Source organism: Nonomuraea lactucae (assembly GCF_003313395.1).
GTDB classification, from domain to species: domain Bacteria; phylum Actinomycetota; class Actinomycetes; order Streptosporangiales; family Streptosporangiaceae; genus Nonomuraea; species Nonomuraea lactucae.
Genome location: NZ_QNFZ01000001.1, coordinates 1 through 2788 on the forward strand (window position 1 = coordinate 1; position 2788 = coordinate 2788).

A 2788-nucleotide genomic window follows, 5' to 3' on the forward strand; every position below is an offset into this window, starting at 1 on the left:
TGACGAAGGGGATGGGGTGGCTGCCGAACAGGGTCAGGGTGCCGTCGGCGCGCATCCGGGCCAGGCGGGGTTCGATGGTGTCGACGTCGACGGTTTCGGGTTTGTCGCCGGACAGGCCGAGCAGGACGGCCTTGTCGCTGCCGTGGCCCTTGCCGGTCAGGCCGAGCGAGCCGTACAGGATGGCCTGGACGCGGGCGGTGCGTTGGAGCAGGCCGTCGTCGCGCAGGCCGCGGGCGAAGCGGTGCGCGGCGGCCATCGGCCCGCCGGTGTGGGAGCTGGACGGGCCGATGCCGACCTTGAACAGATCGAAGACGCCGATGCTCATCGCAGGTATTCCGTCGCCGCGTCGAGCAGCCACTCCGACAGGTACGCCGCGAAGGAGGAGCGGACCAGCACCAGCAGGCCGTCGTCGTCGCGGGGCAGCAGCACCACCTGGGCCCGGGCCAGCGTCGTCTGCGCGCACGCGCCCGGACCGAACACGCCGGGGTGCAGGTCCAACGCGCAGCCGTGGGCCAGCAGGTCGCGGGCGCGCGGTCCGGCCACCAGCAGCGTGGTGCGCTGCGCCGACACGTCCACGATCGAGCCGTGCCGCTCGCCGAGGGCCTTGGACAGCAGCTCGTGCCGGTAGCCCTCCGGCCCGATCACCAGCCACTCGTCCGGCCCGAGCCATGCCACCGTCAGCTCGTCCGCCCCCGATCCGGCGCGTACGGCGGTGCAGGGCTCGACGGGGAGGGGCGCCCCCAGCACGGCGCCGAGATCCTCGGCCGCCGGGCTCCCGGGGTCCACGCGCACGTTGACGTGCGTGAGGAACGGCAGCTCGGCCAGCCGCAGGCTCCCGCCTTCGGACGCCGCCGCGAACCGGTCCGCGAAGGCGGCGGCCGGACTCCTGCGCTCAGCCATCACGGCGCGCTCCTTCCGGGTCGTACAGGACGTGAGAGGTCACGGTCACAGGCATCAACCTGCCCGCGACGGGCGCGTACAGCCGCTCGCCGAGCCGCTCCTGCCCGCCGCTCACCAGCGCGAGCGCGAACGTCCGGCCGAGGGCGGCGCTGCGGTAGCTGGAGGTCACGTGGCCGAGCACGGGCACCGGCGGCTCCGGCAGCGCGTCCGTGGACACCAGGTGGGCGCCCTCGGGCAGCAGGAAGTCCGGGTCCTCGGGCAGCAGGCCGACGAGCCGCTTGCGGTCCGTCCGGGACGTGTCGGCCCGCGCGTAGGAGCGCTTGCCGATGAAGTCGGGCTTCTTCTTCGACACCACCCAGGACATGCCGAGGTCCTGCGGCGTGACGGTGCCGTCGGTGTCCTGGCCGACGATCGGGTAGCCCTTCTCGGCGCGGAGCACGTGCATGGTCTCGGTGCCGTACGGGGTCACGAGGCCGGTGTCCATGATGGCCGTCCAGAGGCGCAGGCCGTCCCAGGACGTGACGTTGATCTCGAACGCCAGCTCGCCGGAGAAGCTGATCCGGCAGACCCGCGCCGGGAGGCCGGCCACATCCGCCTCCCGCCACGTCATGAACGGGAAGTCCTCCTTGCCCGCCGCCAGCCCCGGGGCGAGCCCGGCGAGCACCTCGCGCGACCGCGGGCCGACGAGGGCGACCGTGGCCCACTGCTCGGTGACCGACGTGCAGTGCACCCGCAGCGACGGCCACTCGGTCTGCAGCCACTCCTCCATCCAGTCGAGGACGGCCGCGGCGTTGCCGGTGGTCGTGGTGACGAGGAAGTGCTCGTCGCCGAGACGGATGACCGTGCCGTCGTCGAACACCATCCCGTCGGGGCGGCACATCACGCCGTAGCGGATGGAGCCGACCTTCAGCGAGCTCATCAGGTTGGTGTAGAGCCGGTCCAGGAACTCCCCCGCGTCGGGGCCGATCACGTCGATCTTGCCGAGGGTGGAGGCGTCCATGGCGGCCACGCCCTCGCGGGCGGCGCGGCACTCGCGCAGCACCGCGGTCTCGATGTCCTCGCCGGGGCGCGGGAAGTACCAGGGCCGCTTCCACTGGCCGACGTTCTCGAAGAGCGCGCCGTTCGCGACGTGCCACTCGTGCAGCGCGGTGACGCGGACCGGGTCGTGCAGCGCGCCGCGGTCGCGGCCGGCCAGCGCGGCGAAGCTGACGGGCAGGTACGGCGCGCGGAACGTGGTCACGCCCAGCTCGGCCACCGGGACGCCGAGCGCCTCCGCGACGACCGCCGAGGTGAGCAGGCCGGAGGTCTTGCCCTGGTCGTGGGCGGTTCCGGCGGTGGTGTAGCGCTTGACGTGCTCGACCGAGCGCAGCCCGGCGCCGGTGGCCCGCTGGACCTCCGCCACGGTGACGTCGCGCTGCAGGTCGACGAAGTGCGCCGAGTAGTCCGCCGCGGGGACCAGCCAGTACGGCTGCCCCGTCACCTCGGGATCGCCCGGCGGGAGGCCGGCGCCGTCGGCCAGGCAGCCGTTCAGCGTGAACACGCCCCTGGCCGAGCCCACGACCTCCACCTCCTGGCGGCAGGCGTCCGGGACGAGCGTGCCGAGCGCCTCGTCGTAGCGCAGCCTCCCGCCCGCCTGGCTGAACAGGTGCACGACGGGGTTCCAGCCGCCCGACACGAGCAGCAGGTCGGCCTCGAACGTGCGCTCCCCCGAGGCGTCCCCGGTGACCAGGACCGAGGAGACCTCCCCGTCGCCGCGTGCGGCCGTCACCACGTGCCCGGGCAGCAGCTCGATGCCGCGCTCGCGCGCCCGCTCGGCCCACTCCGCGCCCGGCGCGGGCCGCACGTCCACGATGGCCGACACCCGCACGCCCGCGTCCGCGAGGTCCAG

Annotated in this window: 3 protein-coding genes; all 3 read right to left on the reverse strand. The window is 73.9% G+C overall.

Going from position 1 to position 2788, the window contains the following annotated elements:
* On the reverse strand, positions 1–325 hold a 325-nt coding region (locus DQW85_RS00005; protein WP_275888146.1), incomplete at its 3' end, for a serine dehydratase beta chain.
* Positions 322–900, reverse strand: a complete 579-nt coding sequence (locus DQW85_RS00010) for a sarcosine oxidase subunit gamma (RefSeq protein ID WP_113698437.1) — start codon at positions 898–900, stop codon at positions 322–324. The genes DQW85_RS00005 and DQW85_RS00010, both read right to left, overlap by 4 nt.
* The coding region (locus DQW85_RS00015) for a glycine cleavage T C-terminal barrel domain-containing protein (protein WP_240196819.1) at positions 893–2788 on the reverse strand (1896 nt) is incomplete at its 5' end. The genes DQW85_RS00015 and DQW85_RS00010, both read right to left, overlap by 8 nt.